Source organism: Novosphingobium sp. ES2-1, from assembly GCF_015169775.1.
In the GTDB taxonomy this organism is placed as follows: Bacteria; Pseudomonadota; Alphaproteobacteria; order Sphingomonadales; family Sphingomonadaceae; genus Novosphingobium; species Novosphingobium subterraneum.
Map to the genome: position 1 here is coordinate 2,059,983 of NZ_CP063445.1, position 20,663 is coordinate 2,080,645.

Here is a 20,663-nt window from a genome sequence, read left to right on the forward strand (position 1 = left end):
CTTCCCGGCTCCTACCTTCGCCAGCGCCAATGTCTCCGCAGGTTTTCGAACCGAACCCAAGGAGACGCCAATGGCTACCAGACACCTTTCCCAGATCGAGCTTGCCGCTCGCTGGAACCTTTCCCACCGCACGCTCGAGCGCTGGCGGTGGACGGGCGAAGGCCCGCAATTCATCAAGCTCGGCGGTCGCGTCGTTTATCGCCTCGAAGATGTCGAGGCGTTCGAAGCCGCCCAGGCCCGGCACAACACCTCCCGCGCTGATGCGCAGGCCGTGGCGTGAGGGCGGCCGATATGACCATCCCCAACCACATCAGCGTGGACGATTTCGTTCACATGGCCGTGGGCGAGATCGTCGCCCTGCCGGCCGAGATGCTCGCCAATCTCCAGCAGGAGATCGAGGAGCGCCTGCGTTTTACCAAGACGGCCAGCGAGTGGCTCAATGGCGCACTCGCTCTCAAATATGCCGATCGCGCCCAGCAGGTGCGTGCCGACGCTGGTAAGGATTTTGGCGCTGCGCGCTTCACCGACGGCGATGTGACGATCGTCGCGGACCTGCCGAAGAAGGTCGACTGGGATCAGTTCGAACTGGCCCAGCTGGTCGAGCGCATCAAAGCCGACGGCGAAGACCCCCGCGAATATGTCGACATCAGCTTCAAGGTCTCCGAGCGCAAGTTCGCGGCCTGGCCCAGCCATATCCGCAGCGCCTTCACTACCGCCCGCACGGTGCGCAGCGGCTCCCCCAGCTTCAAACTCAAGCTGGAGGGCGCAGCATGACTCTTCCGATTATTTCGGCAGATCAGCGTCTCGCGGAAAACCGCGGCATCAAGGGCGTGATCTTCGGCAAATCCGGCATCGGCAAGACCAGCCTGCTCTGGACGCTCCCGGCCTCGACCGCGCTTTTCTTCGACCTCGAGGCGGGTGATCTCGCGATCGAAGGCTGGACCGGCGACAGCATTCGTCCCCGCACCTGGGAGGAATGCCGTGACTTTGCGGTGTTCATTGGCGGGCCGAACCCGGCGCTGCGCGACGATCAGGTCTACAGCCAGGCGCATTACAATGCAGTGTGCGCCCGGTTCGGCGATGCCGCGGCGATCGACCGGTACGAGACGGTCTTCATCGACTCGATCACGGTTGCCGGGCGCCTGTGCTTCCAGTGGTGCAAGGGCCAGCCCGAGGCGTTTTCCGACAAGACCGGCAAGCCCGACATGCGCGGTGCCTATGGTCTGCACGGCCGGGAAATGATCGCCTGGCTGACCCATCTCCAGCACACCCGGACGAAGAATGTCTGGTTCGTCGGCATCCTCGACGAGAAGCTGGACGACTTCAATCGCAAGGTTTTTCAGCCGCAGATCGACGGTTCCAAGACCGGACTCGAGCTGCCGGGCATCGTCGATGAAGTCCTGACGATGGCCGAGGTGAAGGACGAGGCCGGAAACGCTTCGCGTGCCTTCATCTGCCAGACGATCAACCCCTGGTCCTACCCGGCCAAGGACCGGTCCGGCCGTCTCGCACTGGTCGAGGAACCGCACTTGGGGCGGCTGATGGCCAAGATCCGTGGCCCCGTTACGCCCGCCAGCGACCGGCTGGAATTCGGCCTGCCCGACGTGTCGGCAGCCAACACCCAATCCCCCCAAAACTGACCTGAACAAGGAGACCCATCGTGGGTAGCTGGAACGATTTCAACGACGCCAAGCAGACCTCGAATATCATCCCGAAGGGCACTCTCGCCAAGGTCCGGATGACCATCCGGCCCGGCGGTCACGACGATCCCAGCCAGGGCTGGACTGGTGGCTACGCCACCCGTGGTACCGCTGGTTCGGTCTATCTGAACATTGAATACACGGTGCTCGAGGGCCCCTTTGCCAAGCGCAAGGTGTTCGGCATGATCGGTCTCTACAGCCCGAAGGGTCCCGACTGGGCCAATATGGGGCGCGGCCTGGTGCGCTCCATGCTGAACTCGGCGCGCGGGATTTCCGACAAGGACAACAGCCCGCAGGCCCAGGCGTCTCGCCGCATCAGCGGCTTCGGAGACCTCGACGGACTGGAGTTCGTCGCCCGCATTGATGTCGGCACCGACAGCAATGGCGATGACAAGAATGACATCCGCACCGCCGTCACTCCGGACCACCGCGAGTACTCGGCGCTGATGGGATCGGTCGCGGCCACGCCGGCGGCTGCATCGCCTCAGTTCTCCTCGGCACCTGCAACCGGCGGGCGCCCCGCTTGGGCACAGTGAGGAGCGCGCCATGATCCTTCGTCCACGACAGTCCCTTTTCGTTGAGCGCAGCCTGTCTGCGCTCGACACCCACGGCAACACGCTCGGTGTGGCTCCGACCGGCACCGGCAAGACGATTATCCTGTCCGCAGTCGCGGGCCAGATGATCGGCAACAGCCGCGCCAAAGCCTGTGTCCTGGCCCACCGCGATGAACTGACTGACCAGAACCGGGACAAATTCTCCCGGGTCAATCCCGGCATTTCGACATCGGTCGTCGATGCCGGGACCAAGAACTGGGATGGGCAGGTCACCTTCGCGATGGTGCCGACGCTTTCCCGGCCTGCCAATCTCGACGCCATGCCGGCGGTCGACCTGCTGGTGATCGACGAGGCGCATCACGCGGTCGCCGACAGCTACCGCCGCATCATCGATCGTGTCCTCCATCTTAATCCGATGGCGCGCATCTTCGGAGTGACCGCCACGCCCAATCGCGGAGACCGCAAAGGCCTGCGCGAGGTCTTCACTAACGTTGCGGACCAGATCCGCATGGGGGAACTGATCGCCTCCGGGCATCTCGTGCGGCCGCGCACCTTCGTTATCGACGTCGGGGTTCGTGAAGATCTCGGCAAGGTTCGCAAGACGGCTGCCGATTTCGACATGGGCCAGGTCGATGCCATCATGAACAAGGCACCCGTGACCGACCAGGTCATTGCGCATTGGCGGGAAAAGGCCGGCGACCGCCAGACGGTCGTATTCTGCTCGACCGTCAGTCATGCCGAGAACGTGGCGGACGCCTTCAACGCAAACGGCATTCCCGCGGCAGTCGTACATGGCGATCTGGATGAGGCGACCCGTGGTGCCACCCTGGCCGCCTACGATGCCGGTGACATTCAGGTGGTCGTTAATGTCGCGGTGCTGACCGAAGGCTGGGATCACCCCCCGACATCCTGCGTCGTCCTGCTGCGCCCCAGCTCGTTCAAATCGACCATGATCCAGATGATCGGGCGTGGCCTGCGCACCGTGAACCCAGAAGAGTATCCCAGCATTGTCAAGACCGACTGCGTCGTCCTCGACTTCGGGACGTCGACCTTGATCCATGGCTCGCTTGAGCAGGACGTCGATCTGGATGGCAAGCAGACCATCGGTGACGCGCCGACCAAGGAATGCCCTGAATGCGGCGCTGTCGTCCCGGCAGCCGTTACCGAATGCCCTTTGTGCGGTCACATCTGGGAAGGCTCGGCGCGCGATCCCGCCGAACCGCTCGGCCAGTTCATCATGGCCGAAATTGACCTGTTGAAGCGGTCGAGCTTCGAGTGGGTGGATCTGTTCGGGGACGATGCTGCGCTCGTCGCCAACGGCTTTCACGCATGGGCCGGCGTCTTTTTCCTGAACGGTCGCTGGTACGGCATCGGCGGCCAGCCCAAAAAGTCCGCACATCTTCTGGCCATGGGTGAGCGCAGCATTTGCCTCGCTGCCGCAGACGACTGGCTCAACACCCATGAGAGCGATGAATCTGCCCACAAAAGCCGTGGCTGGCTGCGGCAACCGCCGACCGACAAGCAGTTGGCCGTCCTGCCGCCGTCTTATCGGACCGACTACGGCCTGACGCGTTACCACGCTTCGGCGCTGCTCTCCTTCCGCTTCAACCAGTCAGCCATCCGCGGCCTCGTGATGGGCGCGGATCCGCATGCTCTGCGGGAGGCGGCGTGATGGACACCACCCATGGAAAAATCGCCCTCTGCCGACAAGCGACTGCGGTGCTGGCATCCACGCGGATTGCTGTGTGCAGTCTGCCTTCGTCCAACCTCTGGCTTCGGCTGGTCGGGCCCGCAACGTACGAAACGATCGGGCCCCTCTGTGTGGTTCTGCTCAATCAGCTGCCAGCGCTTCTTCTGGCTGCGGGCGCGCAAGGTGCAGGACATGGTTGATCTGACCGCCCAGGAAGGGGCCGCGATCCGCGCCACGCTGCAACCTGTCGCAGCCTTGATCGACACGATCGGCTGGCAGTCCCCGCCATCCGCATGGTCGCAGGAGCAGATGCTCCAGCTGATCACCGTCGCGATCGGCTGGCAGTCCCCGCCATCCGCATGGTCGCAGGAGCAGATGCTCCAGCTGATCACCGTCGCGATCGATGGCTTCCAGACCGCGATGCATCAGGCAGCCGTGGACGATCCCATGGAGGTGCCGTTCTGATGCTGGACTTCAATCACCGTCCCGCATTTGGCGAACGTCTGAACGCCCTCGTCGATAGCCATCTCGTGGCAGACAACGCCGCGCGCAGCCCCCGGGATTATCTCGGCGGCTCGCGGGTCGGCGCTTCCTGCGAACGCGCGCTCCAGTTCGAGTTCACGGCCACGCCCAAGGACGAAAATGCGGACTTCTCGGGCCGAACCCTGAGGATTTTCGCGATGGGTCACGCCCTGGAGGACCTCGCCATAGCCTGGCTTCGCGGTGCCGGCCTCGATCTGTTCACCCGCACAGGCAATCGTCCGGACGGGGAGCAGTTCGGCTTCTCGTCCGCTGGCGGACGACTGCGCGGTCACGTCGACGGGATCATCGCCGGCGCTCCTGCAGCACTTGGACTTCGTGTCCCCGCGCTCTGGGAATGCAAGACCATGAACGCGAAGAACTGGCGGGAGACTGTGTCGAAGGGCGTTGTGCTGTCGAAGCCGGTCTATGCAGCCCAGATCGCGCTCTACCAGGCCTATATGGAAGCCAGCGTGCCGAGCATCTCGGCAGCCCCAGCGCTGTTCACGGCGATCAACAAGGACACGGCCGAACTCCACCACGAACTGGTCCCGTTCGATGCAGAACTGGCCCAGCGCATGAGTGACAAGGCCGTGCGGATCCTGTCGGCCACCGATGCCGAGGAATTGCTGCCGCGCTTCACCCGAACACGTGAGCATTTCGAGTGCCGCTTCTGCTCGTGGGCTACCCGTTGCTGGGAGATGCCCCAGTGACCGAAGACAACATCATCCACTTCAACCCCTGGCGGGATTTCAATGATGCCGCATCGCTGGAAGAGCTGCTCCTCGAGCCAGATCCGGCCCAGATCGCTGCCTTTTTTGATGTCGTTTTCGACTATTGCGACGGCCTGATCCCGGTCCGCAGCTTCATCGACAAGGGTCAGGGCATCGAGGGCAAGCCCCATAATATCTGGATTGATGCGGATGCATCCGCACCGGAAAAGCTCACGACCTTTGCCCATTGGGCAGGACGCGAGGGCGCGGCGGTTTACGTGATCCCCGGCACGGTGGCGGAGAGCGGCCAGGCAAAGTCGGCCGACATCACTGCGATGCAGGCGATCGTCGTCGACATCGACACGGGCGATATCGGAGCCAAGCTCACCCATCTGACCCAACATCTGGGCGACCCCACTCTGATCGTGGAAAGCGGCGGGCGAACGCCTGAGGGTGCGCACAAGCTCCATGTCTGGTGGAAGCTCTCGGAGCCTGCGACCGATGCCGACGTCGACCAGGTTTGCGCTCTGCGCGGTGCCATTGCCGCCAAGGTAGCCGGCGACACCCATTTCCGCTCCGCGCACCAGCCGATCCGTGTCCCTGGCACCATCTACCACAAGGGTGGTAGCCAGCGCATGGTGCAGATCCTGCAGCACGCCGCCAAACGTGAAGTTGACCTTGCTGATTTTGCCGAGATGGTCTCGGCCATGCCGCCCATGCCCGGGATTGGCGCGGCTTCTGCCTCATCGCCCGAAAAGCCCGCTCTTGCCGATGTGCTGACGACGCCGGTCCATGAAGGCGGGGCTGATGCCTGGTCGCGGTTCGAGGGCGCGAGCGCCGCCATCGGTCACTTTATCCGTCAGGTCCATGATGGTCGCATCAGTCCGGACGAAGGCTGGGAAGCGATCTGTCAGTACAATGCCGCAATGCTGCGGCCGAGCTGGCCGCTCGATCGCCTGAAGGCGGAATCCGATCGGCTGTGGCGCTTGCATGTCGAGCGCAATGGCCCGCCGCTGCTCCGTTCTGCTGAAGCCGCACGCAGGGCAGACATGCCCGCCTTCACCTTTGGCGCGTTGTTGGATGACGCCAGCCCGATGCCCGCTGACATCGTCGCACCCCGGCTTCTGACACCCAGCGGTCTGCTCGTGCTCGGCGGCGCACCCAAGGTCGGCAAGAGCGATTTCCTGATCTGCTTTCTCGCGCACATGGCTGCGGGCGTGGCGTTTCTTGGCTTCACACCGCCGCGCCCCCTGCGGATCTTCTACCTCCAGGCAGAGATCCAGTACCATTATCTGCGCGAGCGGTTGCAGGCCATCCGGCTCGATCCTGCCGTCATTGCCGCCGCCCGCGACAACCTGGTGGTCACTCCCAAGCTGCGTCTTCTGCTCGACGAGCGCGGCGTGGCGCTGGCGGTCGATGCCATCAAATCCCATTTCCCGGGCGATCCGCCAGACATCATCTGCATCGATCCGATCCGCAACGTGTTTGACGGCGGGCCTGACGGCGGCGGCGAAAACGACAACAACGCCATGATGTTCTTCCTGCAGCAGCGGGTCGAGCAGCTGCGCGACGCCGTCGCCCCTGATGCCGGCGTGATCCTCGCTCACCACACCAAGAAGCTGAACAAGAAGCAGGTCGCCGAGGACCCGTTCCAGGCGCTGTCAGGCGCCAGTGCGCTGCGCGGTTTCTATACGTCCGGCATCATCATGTACCGGCCGGACGAGGACATGCCGGCGCGCAAGCTTGAGATCGAGCTGCGTAATGGTCCAGCGATCGGCCCGATGCTGGTGGACAAACGCAGCGGGCAATGGGTCGAACTCGACGCAAGCAGCGAACGGCTGATCCGCAAGGATGTCGGCGCCAGGCTCGATGCTGAGCGTGTGCGCAAGCATGATGTCATTCTCGGCATCCTGCTCGACGAGGCCGCTGCCGGGCGGCTCTATACGTCGCTGCAGTTCGCGGAGAAGTTCGAGAACAAAGGCGGCCTTGGCGGGACCTATACCATCAGGGACCGCATCTCGGTCCTGGCGACCAAGGGCTACATCAAGTTTGTCCGCGATGGCTCGCCCTACGGCATGGCCAGAACGACATCGAAGTTCGGCTACCTCTGCACCGAAGGCATGGTCATTCCCGGGAATGGCGAAACGGCGGATCCCGACACCGGTGAAATATCCCCCACGATGCTGGAGGTGCTGCCCAGCCACTTCAAATGCCCCCAGTCAGGCGGGTCCCTGCCGGTCGAGAACCCCCGGGTCTGGGTCTATCCGGAGGACGAGCAATGATCCTCGGGCCGGCCATTCTGGGCTACGCATGGGCACGCACAATCCAGTTGGGGAAGCTGCGGACGATTTCCGCAACTGGGTCCGCACAAACACCCGTGCGCCCGCGCGGATACGCACAATCCAGTTGCGGACGATTTTTCCAACTACCCCCGCATGACTTCGCACGGGCACGCTGTGCCGCCCGCAATCCAGTTGCGGAGGGATCGACCATTCCCAACTGCCACAACTTGAATTTCTGGCAGTTTTCCAAGGCGTTGAGATCAACCCCAAGTTGTGGGTGTGAAACCCCCATCCTAAAGGATGGGGACGCACCCCGTAGGGTGTGCGTCCACCTTCAGCATGGGAACCCGCGGGCCGTCGCTCCAAGGCAGCAGCGCGCACCACCCTGATCCCTGATCCCGATCTTCCGCAAACATCATTCAGACATTTCCGAACGGAGACCATCATGGCTTCGAATACCCTCGCTTTGCCTTCAGGTATTGCACCCCCTGCAACAACTGCGGGGCTGATCGCCCCGTCTGCCACCATGCTTGCGCTGGATCTGGGGACCACCACCGGTTGGGCCATGCGCCCGACAGCAGGTCCGATCGTCAGTGGCACCCTCAGCCTCAAGCCTTCCCGCTACGACGGTGGCGGCATGCGTTTCGTGCGGTTTCGCAAATGGCTCGATCAACTGGATGTTGATGCCGGGCCGATTGCGACCGTCCATTTTGAGGAGGTCCGACGCCACCTCGGGACCGATGCCGCCCACATCTACGGCGGCCTGCTTGCAGTTCTTACTGCCTGGGGCGAGGAATTGGGAATTGCCTACCAAGGCGTTCCTGTCGGCACGATCAAGCGGTTCATCGCCGGCAAAGGCAATGCCGACAAGGCAGCCGTGATCGCGGCCGTTCGCGCCAAGGGTTTTACCCCTGCCGATGACAATGAGGCTGATGCCATCGCCATCCTGCTCTGGGCTATTGAGACCCGTGGAGGTGTCCGGTGAGCGCGGCCAATTTCCTGAAGCGCGTGGCGCAGGTTCTGGAAGATCGCGGTGCTGCCTACGGCGATCCCAAGACCCAGATGGAGGCTATTGCCCGGCGCTGGTCGATCACCCTGGGAACGCCCGTAACGGCGCAGCAGGTTGCGCTGTGCATGATCGACCTGAAGTTGGCTCGGCTCGCCCACGACCCCAATTATGCTGACGGTCCGATCGACGTGATCGGCTACGCGGCGCTCATTCCGGAGATTGTCCGTGGCCCGCGGTCGTAAGCGAAAGGCGGGCCGCCGCCACCCCTGCGGAAAACTGGCCCCTGCCAGCGTGGGCGAGACCCAGCGTGAAGTCGTTGCAACTGTGCTCGAAGCCCGGCAGCGCCATTACGGCGTGACGGAGAGGCAGGCGAAGGACGACCGGCTGGGCACGGCTCTTGGCCGGGTCGCCTTCGCGGGCAAGATCACTTTAGACCAATATGCGGCAGGCGAGATGTACGGTGAAATCATGGCCCGCAACCGTGCGGTAATGGGCCTGCCCATGGATCAGCCGCGCTCTGTCACAGCCCTGCTTATCAACGAGGGTATCTTCGGTGGTAGCGCGCCTGACCATGACCCAGATTTGGTCGATAAGGTTCGCCGCCGCGCTGCTGCCGCAATCATGATGCTGCGCACAGCTGACCACGATGCGCTTGGTGCGGTTGGTCGCAAGCCCAGCGCTCTTGTACATGCAGTGGTTTGCCACGAGGCCGAAGCATCGAACTGGTCGGCAGCCGACATCATCAACCTTGGCCATGGTCTGGATGCCTTGCGTCGCCTGTTTCGCATTGGAAGCGACAGTTCGTGATCAGATTCACTTGCCTATCAAGTGAAGTAACAAACTGAATCTATTGTGTTATTCATGAATTTCATATTGACCAGAATTGCGCGATACTGTAGACCTTCCGAAATAGAGAATTGAGAACTGCGCCTGGAGCCCACCAGTTTCCGGGCGTTGTTCGTTTCAGGCGTTGCGCATGGCTGAACGGCAACGGGGACGTCGGGCAGTTGCGCAGCGTCTGCGACGATTACGTGCCGAACCGCTTTGCCGGGACTGCGCCGCCAAGGGCATCGTCCGGGAAGCCACCGTCCCCGACCACATCGTGCCGCTCACCAAGGGTGGCAGCGATGACGACAGCAACATCCGCTGCCTGTGCCCCGACTGCCACAAGGCCCGCACGGCTCAGCAGTTCGGGCTTCGCCGGACGGTCGGCACCGGCCCCGATGGCTGGCCGATCGGCTGATCCCCCCGGGGGGCGGGTCGAAACTCTGGGGCCTTGGGCAAGGAAACCGCGCCTGGCCCAAACTTTTCACGCCCGCGAGTTAGCGACCGGGGGTGGAACCCGGGAAAGTGACGGAAAACCGTCTTTTTGACTGGATAGTGCCTGCGAACAGAGCGTTAGTCGTCTCCGCCAACCACGGAGACTGACATGCCCAACTCGCACCTTTCGACCCGCAACGAAGCCTGGGGTTTCTACGGCTCGACCGCCGGGTTCACGGATGCGGACGCAGCGTGGGCCATCGCCTTTCCGGCGGTTGCCAAGGCGGCGAGAGCCACCGCCGAAGGGGTTCGGGACTTTCTCGACAGCCGCCACGGCCGCCACTTCGCCGACGACGTGCACAACGGGATCCACGCCGGCCTCGATCCCGAGGCGGCGATCGACGCAGCCATCACCCGCTGGATGGGCTGGACCATCAGCCGCAACACCGCTCGCGAAACCGGCATCCCCAACGGACAGCCCTACCTGACCGGCTTCGTGACCCACTTTGCAATCGAGGCCGAACAGGCCGACTGACAGCGCCGGCAGCGGCGCTCACCCAAGGGAGCGCCATGTCGCAGGCAGCCGATGACCGGCAGATCGAAATCCGTTCGATCGATGCCGTCACCCCCTACGCACGCAATTCCCGCACGCACTCGGATGAGCAGGTTGCGCAGATTGCCGCATCGATCCGCGAGTTTGGCTGGACCAACCCGATCCTGATCGACGAGGATGGCGGCGTAATTTGCGGCCACGGCAGACTTATGGCCGCCCGTAAGCTTGGGCAAACTGAAGTCGAGGTAATCGTTGCTCGCGGCTGGTCCGAGGCGAAGAAGCGGGCCTACGTTATCGCGGACAACAAGCTGGCGCTGAACGCCGGCTGGGATGTCGAACTGCTGGCCGTCGAACTGGCGGATCTACAAGCGTTCGATTTCGACCTCGGCCTGACTGGCTTCTCGGACGATGAACTCTCCAAGCTGCTGACCGAAAAGACCGACGGCCTGACCGATCCCGACGAGGCTCCCAACCCACCGGAAATTCCGGTGAGTTGCCCGGGCGACGTCTGGTTGCTCGGCAAACACCGGCTGATGTGCGGCGACAGCACCAGTGTCGATAACATGGAAAAGCTGACCGCCGGGCAGATGGTCGACATGTGGCTCACTGATCCGCCGTACAATGTCGCCTATGAGGGCGGCACCAAGGACAAGCTGACCATCCAGAATGACAACATGGCGGACGACCAGTTCCGCCAGTTCCTGCGCGATGCCTATGTAACCGCCAGCACGGTGATGAAGCCGGGCGCAGTGTTCTACATCTGGCATGCGGACAGCGAAGGCTACAATTTCCGTGGCGCAGCGCGCGATGCCGGTTGGACAGTACGTCAGTGCCTGATCTGGAAAAAGTCGTCCCAGGTGATGGGGCGACAGGACTATCACTGGCGGCACGAGCCCTGCCTCTATGGCTGGAAGGACGGCGCCGGGCACCTGTGGGCCAGCGACCGCAAGCAGACGACCATTCTCGAGTTCGACAAGCCGTCGCGCAATGGCGAACACCCGACCATGAAACCGGTCGCCCTGTTCGAATATCAGATGCTCAACAACACCAAGGGCGGCGACATCGTGCTCGACAGCTTCGGCGGATCGGGCACCACCCTGATCGCAGCCGAGAAGAACGGCCGCATTGCGCGTCTGATGGAACTCGATCCGCGCTATTGCGACGTGATCATCAAGCGCTGGCAGGACTTTACCGGCCAGGCCGCCACCCTCGAAGCCGACGGGCGAACCTTCGCCGACGTCTGCGAACAACCACGGTAACAACGTGCATGACATGGCTCTATCTCCCCCCGGATACGCTCCGGGGCGCGATGACGCATGCCTGCACGGACTTTCCCTGTGCGCCGGAGTCGGCGGGCTCGACCTCGGCCTCCACATCGCCTGTCCCGGATATCGCACTGTGGGTTACATCGAGCGGGAAGCCTTCGCAGCAGCCGCTCTCGTGGCGCGGATGGAAGACAAGACCCTGGATCCGGCACCTGTCTGGGACGACATTAACACCTTCGACGGCCGACCATGGCGCGGACTCGTGGATGTCCTCACTGCGGGCTACCCGTGCCAGCCATTCTCGGTTGCCGGGCGGCGTCTCGGCGAAGCTGATCCGCGCCATCTCTGGCCCCATGTCGCGCGCATCATCCGGGAATGCGATCCCCCGATCGTTTTCCTCGAAAATGTCGCCCATCATCTGCGCCTCGGATTTCTCGAGGTCGCCCGAGAGCTGGTCGGCATGGGCTACGTCCTTGCGGCAGGACTGTTTACGGCGGCGGAAGTCGGCGCACCGCACCGACGCGAGCGCCTGTTCATCCTTGCAATGCGCGAGGGTGACGAGCTGGCCGACGCCGCAAACCGACAGCTTTCGCAGTCGTGGCGGAGACCGGAAACACGAGAAAGGTCTGGACCGCATGGCGCGGGACTGGCCGACGCCCAAGGCAATTACGGGCGGTGCGAATTCGAAACGCGCGGAACGGGGAGCCGGTGGCCCGGACCTGCAGGAGGTTGCGGCCCAGTGGCCAACGCCGATGGCCAGCGACGGGAGCAAACCGAGTGCGGGCAACCGCAGGACGGCGGACCTTACCCATGTGGCGGCCATATGGATGACCCCGACGGCCCGGGACTACAAGGATGGGTCGACCAGTCTTGCCAATGTGCCGGTGAACGGCCTGCTTGGCCGCCAGGTCCTGACGACACCGCCGCGTGGGACAGATACCTCGGATACGCGCCGGACCTTGAACCCGCTGTTCGTCGAGGCACTGATGGGCTGGCCCACCGGGTGGACCGGCTTCGACTTTGCGGAAACGGAGTGGTCCCCCTGGTTGCGGCGCATGCGCTGCGAACTCTCGCATCTGAACTCGTCCGGCATCGGGAAACCCAAGGTGTGACGGATGAAACCCGGAACGAAACCCAAACCGACCCATCTGAAGCTGGTCACGGGTAACCCCGGCAAGCGGACGCTGAACCGCAAGGAGGCCAAGGCCAAGGCAGCCATCCCGGCACCGCCCCACCACCTGACCGCTGATGCGGTCGAGGAATGGAACCGGGTGGCGACCGAGCTCTACAACCTCGGGATCCTCTCCGAGATCGATCGGGCGGCGCTCGCCGCCTACGCCATGGCCTATGGTCGCTGGGTCCAGGCCGAACGGGCAATCGCGAAGATGGCCGAGAAGGACCAGCTGACCGGCGGCCTCATGATCAAGACATCGAACGGCAACGCGATCCAGAACCCGCTGGTGGGCACCGCCAACAAGGCGGCGGCGGACATGATGCGTTACGCCGCAGAATTCGGGATGACGCCGAGTGCCAGGAGCAGGATCGCGGCCCAGCCGCCAGAAGAAGGCGCGGACCCCGCCGACCGCTTCTTCGCCTGACCGGACACTGGCTTATGCCAAGGCGGTGACTTCAGGCGAGATCGTCGCCGGGCCACACGTTCGCAACGCTTGCAAACGGCACATCGCCGATTTGAAGCGCAAGGACGGCATCTGGTTCGACCAGGATGCTGCCAATCACGCCTTCGCCTTCTTCGAAGAGGTGCTGAAGCTTTCCGAGGGCCAGTTCGAAGGCGAGCCTTTCCGGCTTGAACCGAGCCAGGCCTTCATTGTCGGCTCGCTGTTCGGCTGGAAGCGCAAGGACGGTCGCCGCCGTTTCCGCCGCGCCTATATCGAGCAGGGCAAGGGCAACGGCAAGTCGCCGGTTGCAGGCGGCATCGGCATTTACGGGATGACCGCCTGCAAGGAAGCTGGTGCCCAGATCTATGCAGCTGCGGCCAAAAAGGAGCAGGCCAACATCCTGTTTCGCGACGCTGTGCGGATGGTCCGGCAATCGCCAGCGCTGGCACGGCGGCTGGAGTTCTCGGGCGGCCCGGGACGCGAGTTCAACATTGCGCATCTGTCCTCGGGCAGTTTCTTCCGCCCGGTCTCGCGCGATACCGGCAAGACTGGCTCGGGGCCACGCCCCTATTTCGTGCTGGCGGATGAGGTCCACGAACTGCCCGACCGCTCGATCATCGAGATGCTGGAGCGCGGCTTCAAGTTCCGCCGCGACCCGCTGCTGTTCACGATCACCAACTCAGGCTCGGACCGCAATTCCGTCGCATGGGAGGAACACGAACACGCGATCCGGGTGGCAGCTGGCAATTCCGATGCGGTGACCGATCCGACTTTCTTGGGCCAAGTCCTCGACGACACGACGTTCAGCTATGTTTGCGGGCTTGATGAAGACGACGACCCGCTGACCGACCCCAGTTGCTGGATAAAGGCGAACCCGCTGCTCGGCGTCACGATCACCGAGCAATACCTCTCAGAAGTCGTGGCGCAGGCCAAGGCCATCCCGGGGCAATTGAACGGGATCCTGCGACTGCACTTTTGCGTGTGGACCGACGCTGAAACCGCCTGGATGGCGCGCTCGACGATCGAGCCGCTCTTGGCAGAGTTCGAACCCAAGGCTGGTGGGGCCGTTTGGCTCGGGCTCGATTTAAGCCAGAACAGGGATTTGACCGCGCTGGCTGCCGTTCAGCGCAATGGCGAGAAGGACTGCAAACCCTGCTTTGACGCATGGGTAGAGGTCTGGACGCCGGGCGATACGCTGGCTGCCCGGGTACTGCGGGACAAACAGCCCTACGACCTCTGGGTCGCCGACGGGTTTCTGAACGCACCGGCCGGCGAGAACATCAGCTTTCGCCATGTAGCCCAGGCCTTGGCCGAAATGGCCTCGGACTACCGGGTCGAGGCCGTGGCCTATGACCGTTATGCGTTCCGGCGGTTCGAGGAAGAGGTCGCCGAACTCGGGCTCGACCTTGCCTTTGTTGAACACCCGCAGGGCGGCACCAAGCGGGCCAAGCCTGTGGGCGAAATGACCGAAGGCCTCTGGATGCCGGGTTCGCTCCGGCATCTGGAAGAACTGATCCTTGAGGGCCGCATCCGGCTCAAACGCAATCCGGTCCTTATCTCGGCAATGATGTCGGCGGTCACCGAGACCGACCGCTGGGACAACAAGTGGCTCTCCAAGCAGCGGGCCATCAACAAGATCGACGCAGCCGTCGCGCTGTGCATGGCAGTGGGGGCAGCGATGGCAGGCGACACCTCCGGCTCCATCGATGACTGGCTGAAGAGCCTAGCATCATGAACCTGCTGCAAAAGGCGCTCGGCTACATCGCGCGCTCGATCGGCCTTACCGACCTGCGGCTGGTGCAGGCGGTCGGCGGCCGCACGACAACAACCGGTGAAGTGGTTTCGACCAGCTCGGTGTTGGGGCTCGCCTCAGCATGGGCCTGCGTCAACCTGCTGGCCGGCACGATCGCCTCGCTTCCGCTCATGGTCTATCGGACCAAAGGCGGCGCGCGGATGATCGCGACCGACCATCCACTTTACCGGATCCTGCACGACAGCCCGAATGCCGACCAGACTGCGGTCGACTTCTGGGAGTTCATTTGCGCTTCGATTGAACTGAGCGGCAATGCCTATGCCGAGATCATCCGGGGCAGCAATGGCCGGGTCGTGGCGCTCAGTGTTCCGATCGCGCCTGAGCTCATGACGGTGCGCCGTCTCCGCGATGGCGGCCTCGAATATGAGTGGTCGGACAGCGGCGTTCGCTCCATCGTCAGTCAGGACAATATGCTCCATATCCGGGGCTTCGGCGGCAATCCTCTGGGCGGTCTTTCGACCCTCAGTTTCGGCCGCCAGACCTTCGGGTTGGCGCAGGCCATCGAGCGGGCCTCGGGCGACACCTTCCGCAATGGGGTCCGGCCATCAGGACTTCTGAAGACTGCCGACAGCCTGACCCTCGATCAGCGCAAACAGGCCGAGGAACTGCTGCAGGAGAAGTTTGCCGGCGCGATCAATGCTGGGCGGCCGATGTTGCTCGACCGGGGCATGGACTGGGTCCAACTCTCGATCAGCCCGGAAGATGCGCAGATGCTCCAGAGCCGGGCTTTTTCGGTCGAGGAGGTCTGCCGCTTCTTTGGCGTTCCGCCCTTCATGGTCGGCCACACCGAGAAGACCACCAGCTGGGGCACCGGCCTCGAACAGCAGACGCTGGGGTTCCAGAAGTTCACGTTGCGCAGGCGTTTGAAGCGCATCGAACAGGCGCTGGCCAAGCAGCTGCTCTCGCCTGCTGACCGGCAGGCGGGACTCGTCATTGAGTTCAACCTCGAAGGCCTGCTGCGCGGTGACAGCGCGGCGCGCGCCTCCTTCTACCAGTCGATGCTGGGGAGTGGCGTGATGACCATCAACGAGGTCCGCGCGCTTGAAAACCTGCCGCCCGTCGAAGGCGGCGATGTCCCCCGCATGCAGATGCAGAACGTCCCCATCACGCAGGCCGATGCCCCTGCCGGAATCTTCCCGCCAACCGGAGCGAATGCCCCATCGGAGCCCCCTAGATGAAACATCTCACCCTGACCCTCAAATCCAGTGACCTGCAGGACACCGGGCAGTTCGAGGGCTACGCCTCGACCTTCGGCAATGTCGACCAAGGCGGCGATCTCATCGAACCGGGCGCTTTCCGGGAGAGTGTCGCCAAGGCTCGCGCCGAAGGCTGGGGCATCCCGATGCTCTGGCAGCACGACCAACGCGAACCGATCGGCGTATGGCGCGATATCTTCGAGGATGACCGCGGCCTGTTTGTGCGCGGCCAGTTGATCCTCGACGGCGATCCCGTCGCCCAGCGTGCCTATGGCAAGCTGAAGCATGGGGCGCTTGGCGGTCTCTCGATTGGCTACACCATCCCCAAGGGCGGTGCGGCTCCTGACCCGTACAAGGCCGGTGTCCTGCGCCTCAAGAAGATTGATCTTCGCGAAATCAGCCTCGTCACCATGCCCATGAACACCGAGGCCAAAGTGACAGCGGTCAAGACCGTCACCGACGGGCAGACGATGCCGTCGCTCTCCGATTTTGAGAATTTCCTGCGCGAGGCAGGGTTCTCGAAAAGCCAGGCCACCGCAATTGCGGGGAAAGGCCTCAAATCGCTGCTCCGGAGTGAGTCCGGCAGTGAGTCCAACACCGACTTTCTGTCGGCTCTTGCCGCGCAAATCCGCGGCTGAACCCACCTCCTACGGAGCAATCCCATGACCGAGACCAAGAGCGCCGACCAGTTGGCGCAAGAAGTGAAGGCTGCGTTCGATACGCGCCATGACCAGGTGAAAGCCATCGCCGAAGAGGCGCTGGGCAAGGCTGCCAAGGGTGAAGAGCTCTCGGCTGCGACCAAGCAGCTGGCCGACGAGGCGCTAACCGCGCTCAATGAAGCCAAGGCTCGCCTCGACGAAGTCGAGCAGAAGCTCGCCCGCAAAAAGCAGGACGACGAACGCTCCGACTATCGGACCATCGGTGAACGCGTCGTTTCGTCCGACACCATCAAGCCGTTCCTGAACAGCAAGACCGCCCGCGGCCGCGCCAGTGTCGAGGTCAAGGCGATTGTCTCTGCCCTCACGACCGATGCCAACGGCTCGGCCGGCGACCTCATCGTGCCCGATCGTCAGCCGGGGATCATCACCCCAGGCCAGCGCCGCCTGACTGTTCGCGACCTGCTGACCCCGGGTCGCACCAACAGCAATGCGGTGCAGTATGTGAAGGAAACCGGCTTCACGAATGCAGCGGCCACCGTTTCGGAAACGGCCGGCGCCTCCAAGCCGCAGACCGACATCAAGTTCGATGTCGTGACCAGCAGCGTCACCACGATCGCTCACTGGGTTCTGGCCACCCGCCAGATCCTCGACGACGTGCCGATGCTGCAGTCCTACATCGACGGCCGCCTGACCTATGGCCTGGCGCTCGTTGAAGAGAACCAGCTGCTGAACGGCGGCGGCACCGGCACCGACCTGCACGGCGTTTACACTCAGGCGACTGCATTCGCGCCGCCGATCACGATCCCGGCACCTGTCACCCGCATTGATGTCCTGCGCCTCGCCATGCTGCAGACGGCTCTTTCCGAGCTCATGTCGACGGTAGTCGTGCTGCATCCGTCGGATTGGGCGGCGATCGAACTGCTCAAGGACACGACCGGCCAGTTCATCATCGGCAATCCGCAGGGCAACCTCTCGCCGACTCTCTGGGGCCAGCCGGTGGTGGCAACGCAGTCGATGGCGACGGGCAAGTTCCTGACCGGCGCCTTCCAGCTCGGTGCGCAGATCTTCGACCGCATGGATGCCATGGTCGAAATCTCGACCGAGGACGACCAGAACTTCCGCAAGAACCTCGTGACGGTCCTGGCCGAAGAGCGTCTCGCGCTCGCGGTCTACCGGCCCGAGGCTTTCGTGAAGGGCGACTTCGCGGCAGCTGCCACCGCGGCAACGGCCGCCTGATGATGATGATGGGGCCGGCTCGTTCCGGCCCCTCTCATCCACCGGAAGGGATAACCCATGATCCTCAAAGCCCTTGATACCCTGCACATCAGCTCGGTCAGCTCCAACAACATCTTGGCCGGCCAGAGCTTCGAGCTCGACGACCACTTCGGCCGCCAGCTGATCGAACGCGGGCTCGCGGTGGAAGTTGCATCCGACGAACCTGCACCGGCGGTCACGCGCAAATCGGGATCCACGCACCGCACCAAGGCGGAATAATGTCCGAGATTGTAACGATCGAGCCGCCCCAGGACCGTCCCGTGACGCTTGAGGAAGCACGCCAGCAGCTGCGTCTCGATACCCATGACGAGGACATGCTGCTGGCCATCCACCTTGATGCGGCCCAGGCCGAGCTTGAATGGCTCGCCGATCTGCGGGTGTGTCCGCAGACACTGGCCATGGTGCTGGACGCCTGGCCCGATGAAATCACCGTGCCGGTCCGGCCGGTGACCATTGCGGCCATCACCTACACTGCCACCAGCGGTGCGACGGTTAGCTTGCCTGAGGCCGACTATGTTGCCCGGGCACGCCATGGATTCATGCGGATCCGGCCAGCAGCCGGTAAATCATGGCCTGAGCTCGCTCCAGATGGGCAGATCACCATTACCCTGTCGGCCGGTTTTGCCGAGGATCACCCGAATCTGGAGATCTCCCGGGCCGCGGTCCTCGTGAAAACCGCCTCCCTGTTCGAAAACCGCGAGGGTGCTTCCTGCCTAGCCTTCGATACCCTCGTGAACCAGCTGGCCGCGCGATGGGTCTAGCATCCAGGCTCGACACCCGGATCCGGATCGAGCGCAAATCCGTCACCTCTGACCCTTTGTATGGCACCGAAGCCGTCACCTGGGTGGAATTCGCAACGGTCTGGGCCGAGGTCGAGGACGTTCTGCCCAGCAGGGCCGAACGCCTGGCCGACAGAATTGTCATCGCCAACCGGCCGGCGCGGATCCGGATGCGCCATCTCGCCGGGATCACCCCGGACATGCGGGTGATCATCGGCGATCGGACTCTCCAGATCGTGTCAGGCCCGGCCGAAATCGGTCGCCGCGAGGGCATCGAGCTCATTGTCGAGCAGCACACCAGCGAAGGAGCCGCACCATGACGATCTGGCTCAAGGGCGGTCCCGAACTGCTGCGCCTGCTCGATGAACTGCCCAAGAACCTCGAGCGCAACGTCATCCGTGGCGGCCTGCGCGCGGGCGCCAAGGTCATCCAGCAGCAGGCCAAGGCCAATGTGCCGGTGAAGACCGGGCAGTTGAAGCGCGCAATCGGGATCGGCACCCGCACCCACGGCAGTCGGCTCAGTTCGTACGTCAAGCTGCGTGGGTCTGGCTCCTATCTCGGCCTGTTCATCGAATATGGCGTCGCGCCGCACCTCATTTCGGTTTCCGAGGCCGACAAGCCCGAGCGCAACACCCGCCACGGTCCCCGCAAGGTCAGCATCGGCACGATCAACAAGATGGTGAAGCGCGGCAGCCTGAAGATCGGCGAACATTTTGTCGGCCCGATGGTCATGCATCCCGGGCATGCCGCAAAGCCGTTCCTCCGCCCGGCACTCGACCAGAAGGCCGAAGAAGCCGTCAACGCCATGGGCGCCTACATCGCGCACCGGGTTCAGATCGGGAACCTGAAGGCGCCCAGCCTCGAGGTCGATGACGAATGAACGGGGTCATCGCGGTCCGTTCGCTCTTGGTGGCTGACACCGGGGTGACGGCGCTTGTGCCCGCAGTGCGGATTGCCGCTGGAATGCTGCCGCAGGGCACTGCGCTGCCGGCGATCTCACTCATGTCGGTCAGCAGCACGGACCGGAATATTCCCGCTCCGGGTCCGAAACGCCGGGTGATCGAGCGGGTGCAGGTCACGGTGCTGGCTGCCAGCTATCCGGCCGCCAAGGCCATTATGCGCGCGGTCAGGGCGGCCGCAGCCGACAGCATGCCCGCAACCGACGGGCTCACCGACGTGACCGTCCACACCGACTCCGCCGGACCAGACTTCCTCGACGAGGAGACCGGCATCCACATGCAGACGCAGGATTTCCGCGTCTCATTCAACGAGGCGCGCTGAGCCTCCCACCTTCAATAAGGAACCACTGCCATGACCGTTCGGACTTCCGCCGGCACCACGTTGAAGGTGTCGGCCTCCATTCCTGCGACCTTCGATCCCACCGGATACAATGCGCTCGTGATGACGCTGGTCGGCGAGGTATCGGACCTCGGTGAGTTCGGCCGGGAATACAATCTTGTCGCCTTCAATCCGGTCGGCAGCCGCGGCGTCGTCAAGAAGAAGGGCAGCTTCAACCAGGGCACGATGACCATCCAGATGGGCCTCGATACCGACGATGCCGGTCAGATCCTGCTGAAATCCGCTTCGACCTCGGACAGCGACCACAGCTTCTGCGTCACCACCCAGAACGGCGACAAATACTACTTCCAGGCGCAGGTCATGAGTTTCAAGGTCAACGTCGGCTCGGTTGACCAGATCACCACGGCCAGCGTCACCCTCGAACTCACCACGAACTCCGCCGGTGTCGGCGTGGTTGAAGTTCTCGCGCCCTGATCCCTGA

The 20,663-nt window shown here is 63.4% G+C and carries 26 protein-coding genes and 1 pseudogene; all 27 read left to right on the forward strand.

From position 1 onward, the window contains the following. Positions 1–70: 70 nt before the first annotated feature. The 27 genes and pseudogenes from IM701_RS09935 to IM701_RS10060 all read left to right on the forward strand — a co-directional run bounded on the left by IM701_RS09935 (position 71) and on the right by IM701_RS10060 (position 20,656). Positions 71–280 carry an AlpA family transcriptional regulator gene (locus tag IM701_RS09935; protein WP_193826845.1) on the forward strand — a complete coding sequence of 70 codons (210 nt, stop codon included), beginning with the start codon at positions 71–73 and terminating at the stop codon, positions 278–280. Positions 281–291: 11 nt separating this feature from the next. After that, the gene (locus IM701_RS09940; protein WP_193826846.1) at positions 292–774 is read left to right on the forward strand and encodes a hypothetical protein; all 483 of its coding nucleotides are present in this window, start codon (positions 292–294) and stop codon (positions 772–774) included. Beyond that, entirely contained in the window at positions 771–1,640 is an 870-nt protein-coding gene (locus IM701_RS09945) for an ATP-binding protein (RefSeq protein ID WP_193826847.1), read from the forward strand. Before IM701_RS09940 ends, IM701_RS09945 begins: the two co-directional genes overlap by 4 nt. A gap of 20 nt (positions 1,641–1,660) precedes the next feature. Beyond that, complete coding sequence (locus tag IM701_RS09950) at positions 1,661–2,236, forward strand: hypothetical protein (protein WP_230487652.1); 576 nt, start codon at positions 1,661–1,663, stop codon at positions 2,234–2,236. A 10-nt stretch (positions 2,237–2,246) separates the two neighbouring features. Continuing rightward, a complete protein-coding gene (locus tag IM701_RS09955; protein WP_193826848.1) occupies positions 2,247–3,926 on the forward strand; it encodes a DEAD/DEAH box helicase in 1,680 nt (559 codons plus the stop codon). 210 nt (positions 3,927–4,136) lie between these two features. Next, positions 4,137–4,409: a DUF6511 domain-containing protein gene (locus IM701_RS09960; RefSeq protein ID WP_193826849.1), complete on the forward strand. Its 273-nt coding sequence runs from the start codon at positions 4,137–4,139 to the stop codon at positions 4,407–4,409. Then, the gene (locus IM701_RS09965) at positions 4,409–5,176 is read left to right on the forward strand and encodes a PD-(D/E)XK nuclease family protein (RefSeq protein ID WP_193826850.1); all 768 of its coding nucleotides are present in this window, start codon (positions 4,409–4,411) and stop codon (positions 5,174–5,176) included. Before IM701_RS09960 ends, IM701_RS09965 begins: the two co-directional genes overlap by 1 nt. Beyond that, entirely contained in the window at positions 5,173–7,458 is a 2,286-nt protein-coding gene (locus IM701_RS09970) for an AAA family ATPase (protein WP_230487653.1), read from the forward strand. Before IM701_RS09965 ends, IM701_RS09970 begins: the two co-directional genes overlap by 4 nt. Before the next feature lie 445 nt (positions 7,459–7,903). Beyond that, positions 7,904–8,443 (forward strand): hypothetical protein, encoded by a 540-nt coding sequence (locus IM701_RS09975; RefSeq protein WP_230487654.1) that lies wholly within the window; start codon positions 7,904–7,906, stop codon positions 8,441–8,443. Beyond that, positions 8,440–8,709 carry a DUF6378 domain-containing protein gene (locus tag IM701_RS09980; RefSeq protein ID WP_193826852.1) on the forward strand — a complete coding sequence of 90 codons (270 nt, stop codon included), beginning with the start codon at positions 8,440–8,442 and terminating at the stop codon, positions 8,707–8,709. Before IM701_RS09975 ends, IM701_RS09980 begins: the two co-directional genes overlap by 4 nt. Further along, positions 8,693–9,274: a hypothetical protein gene (locus IM701_RS09985; RefSeq protein ID WP_193826853.1), complete on the forward strand. Its 582-nt coding sequence runs from the start codon at positions 8,693–8,695 to the stop codon at positions 9,272–9,274. The genes IM701_RS09980 and IM701_RS09985 overlap by 17 nt, the downstream gene beginning before the upstream one ends. Before the next feature lie 169 nt (positions 9,275–9,443). After that, positions 9,444–9,710 (forward strand): HNH endonuclease, encoded by a 267-nt coding sequence (locus IM701_RS09990; protein WP_193826854.1) that lies wholly within the window; start codon positions 9,444–9,446, stop codon positions 9,708–9,710. Positions 9,711–9,896: 186 nt separating this feature from the next. After that, entirely contained in the window at positions 9,897–10,262 is a 366-nt protein-coding gene (locus IM701_RS09995) for a hypothetical protein (RefSeq protein ID WP_193826855.1), read from the forward strand. A 35-nt stretch (positions 10,263–10,297) separates the two neighbouring features. Continuing rightward, positions 10,298–11,539: a site-specific DNA-methyltransferase gene (locus tag IM701_RS10000; protein WP_193826856.1), complete on the forward strand. Its 1,242-nt coding sequence runs from the start codon at positions 10,298–10,300 to the stop codon at positions 11,537–11,539. Between the two features lie 13 nt (positions 11,540–11,552). Then, positions 11,553–12,062 (forward strand): annotated as a pseudogene (locus IM701_RS22280) (DNA cytosine methyltransferase); the annotation flags it as partial. Between the two features lie 310 nt (positions 12,063–12,372). Then, positions 12,373–12,657 (forward strand): hypothetical protein, encoded by a 285-nt coding sequence (locus tag IM701_RS21900; RefSeq protein WP_230487656.1) that lies wholly within the window; start codon positions 12,373–12,375, stop codon positions 12,655–12,657. Between the two features lie 3 nt (positions 12,658–12,660). Continuing rightward, positions 12,661–13,143 (forward strand): phage terminase small subunit P27 family, encoded by a 483-nt coding sequence (locus IM701_RS10010; RefSeq protein ID WP_193826858.1) that lies wholly within the window; start codon positions 12,661–12,663, stop codon positions 13,141–13,143. Further along, a complete protein-coding gene (locus IM701_RS10015) occupies positions 13,073–14,896 on the forward strand; it encodes a terminase large subunit (RefSeq protein ID WP_230487657.1) in 1,824 nt (607 codons plus the stop codon). The genes IM701_RS10010 and IM701_RS10015 overlap by 71 nt, the downstream gene beginning before the upstream one ends. Beyond that, on the forward strand, positions 14,893–16,152 hold the full coding sequence (locus IM701_RS10020; protein WP_193826859.1) for a phage portal protein: 1,260 nt from the start codon (positions 14,893–14,895) through the stop codon (positions 16,150–16,152). The genes IM701_RS10015 and IM701_RS10020 overlap by 4 nt, the downstream gene beginning before the upstream one ends. After that, entirely contained in the window at positions 16,149–16,808 is a 660-nt protein-coding gene (locus IM701_RS10025; RefSeq protein WP_021245853.1) for an HK97 family phage prohead protease, read from the forward strand. Before IM701_RS10020 ends, IM701_RS10025 begins: the two co-directional genes overlap by 4 nt. Before the next feature lie 24 nt (positions 16,809–16,832). Next, positions 16,833–18,065 carry a phage major capsid protein gene (locus tag IM701_RS10030; RefSeq protein ID WP_193826860.1) on the forward strand — a complete coding sequence of 411 codons (1,233 nt, stop codon included), beginning with the start codon at positions 16,833–16,835 and terminating at the stop codon, positions 18,063–18,065. 57 nt (positions 18,066–18,122) lie between these two features. Further along, on the forward strand, positions 18,123–18,323 hold the full coding sequence (locus IM701_RS10035) for a hypothetical protein (RefSeq protein ID WP_193826861.1): 201 nt from the start codon (positions 18,123–18,125) through the stop codon (positions 18,321–18,323). Next, complete coding sequence (locus IM701_RS10040) at positions 18,323–18,865, forward strand: phage head-tail connector protein (protein WP_193826862.1); 543 nt, start codon at positions 18,323–18,325, stop codon at positions 18,863–18,865. Before IM701_RS10035 ends, IM701_RS10040 begins: the two co-directional genes overlap by 1 nt. Further along, complete coding sequence (locus IM701_RS10045; RefSeq protein ID WP_193826863.1) at positions 18,856–19,203, forward strand: phage head closure protein; 348 nt, start codon at positions 18,856–18,858, stop codon at positions 19,201–19,203. The genes IM701_RS10040 and IM701_RS10045 overlap by 10 nt, the downstream gene beginning before the upstream one ends. Beyond that, positions 19,200–19,763, forward strand: coding sequence for an HK97-gp10 family putative phage morphogenesis protein (locus IM701_RS10050; protein ID WP_193826864.1), 564 nt, complete (start codon positions 19,200–19,202; stop codon positions 19,761–19,763). The genes IM701_RS10045 and IM701_RS10050 overlap by 4 nt, the downstream gene beginning before the upstream one ends. Beyond that, positions 19,760–20,164: a DUF3168 domain-containing protein gene (locus tag IM701_RS10055; RefSeq protein ID WP_193826865.1), complete on the forward strand. Its 405-nt coding sequence runs from the start codon at positions 19,760–19,762 to the stop codon at positions 20,162–20,164. The genes IM701_RS10050 and IM701_RS10055 overlap by 4 nt, the downstream gene beginning before the upstream one ends. 30 nt (positions 20,165–20,194) lie before the next feature. Further along, entirely contained in the window at positions 20,195–20,656 is a 462-nt protein-coding gene (locus tag IM701_RS10060; RefSeq protein WP_193826866.1) for a hypothetical protein, read from the forward strand. The last annotated feature ends 7 nt before the right edge of the window (positions 20,657–20,663 follow it).